General features: G+C 55.6%; 2 protein-coding genes. Both read right to left on the minus strand.

Translation table 11 applies throughout. From position 1 onward, the window contains the following. Positions 1 to 35: 35 nt before the first annotated feature. Complete coding sequence (locus RR51_RS28410; protein WP_039615478.1) at positions 36 to 881, minus strand: IS3 family transposase; 846 nt, start codon at positions 879 to 881, stop codon at positions 36 to 38. After that, positions 878 to 1237, minus strand: a complete 360-nt coding sequence (locus tag RR51_RS31725) for a transposase (protein ID WP_052261143.1) — start codon at positions 1235 to 1237, stop codon at positions 878 to 880. Before RR51_RS31725 ends, RR51_RS28410 begins: the two co-directional genes overlap by 4 nt. Between the last annotated feature and the right edge of the window lie 12 nt (positions 1238 to 1249).

A 1249-nucleotide genomic window follows, 5' to 3' on the forward strand; every position in this document is an offset into this window, starting at 1 on the left:
GTAGTGGTCAAGTAATTTTGGACACCGGTTAAGGTTCATGCCGCTGCCTTGAGCTTTTCCTCCATGGCTACTGGCGTTTCATAGCCGTTGTAGCTGTGGAGGCGCTTGAGGTTGTAGCGCATCAGATAAGCCTGGATATCCACTCGTGCTTGCGCTTCGGTCTCGTAACCCTCTGCCGGCACCCATTCTGATTTCAATGCTCCGAAGAATCGCTCCATGGCAGCGTTATCCCAGCATTGGCCTCGATGGCTCATACTCTGCTTCAAGTTGTACTCATCGAGCGCGGCTCTGAATTTATGGCTGGTGTACTGACAACCCTGGTCTGAATGAAACATTACGCCCGCCGGCCTACCCCGCGATTCAGCGGCCATGCGCAGGGCGTTACAAGCTAAGTTGGCATCTGCAATCATCGAGAATGCCCAACCCACTACGCGACGGGCATAGAGGTCAATCACGGCGGCTAGGTACAGCCAGCGCCTGCCAACCTGGATGTAGGTCACATCGCCACACCAAACCTCATTGATCGCCGAAACCTTGAAATTGCGCTTCAGCTGATTCTCGGCGATCAACGCTTCTGCCCCTGATGACCGATAGCGGTGCGGCCTGCGCTGCTTGCACTTCAGGCCAGCTTCGCGCATCAACGCACGCACTTTGTACCGCCCGACTTCATGGCCTTCATGCCGCAGCTCCTGCATGAGTGTTCGTGAGCCAGAAGCCCCTCGCGATGCGTTGAAGTGCTTGATTACCAGCAGGCGTAGAGCATCTCTGGCCGGGTTTTCACGTCCTTGCCGTTTGCGCCATGCATAGAAACTGCTGCGCTTAACCCCAAGCACGCGGCAGCAGTCGACAACAGGGTATTGCTCACTCAGCTCGTTGATCAGCGAGAACGATCTTTGGAGTCCCGAAGCAGGAGAGCACTGGCCTTTTTTAGGATTTCGATATCCCGATCCTTTTGCCGAACCAGCGCTTCGAGTTCTTCAATTCGTTGCTGCTCGGGAGTGATCGCTTTGGCTCCGGCCGGAACCTTGCCGACTCTCTCTTCGCGCACCTGCTCAACCCAGCGGCGAAGCGCGGTAGGGCCCAGCCCAAGGGCTGCACAGACCTCAGGAACTGACTGCCCGCCGTCCAGCACCATTTCAGCGGCTTGGACTTTGTACTCTCTTGAATAAGATTTACGCACTGATATTGCCTCCAATTGGGCGCCATCATAACGCCCGATGAAGGTGTCCAAAATCATTAGGCCAGTTCA

It is taken from the genome of Pseudomonas sp. C5pp (genome assembly GCF_000814065.1).
Classification (GTDB): domain Bacteria; phylum Pseudomonadota; class Gammaproteobacteria; order Pseudomonadales; family Pseudomonadaceae; genus Aquipseudomonas; species Aquipseudomonas asiatica.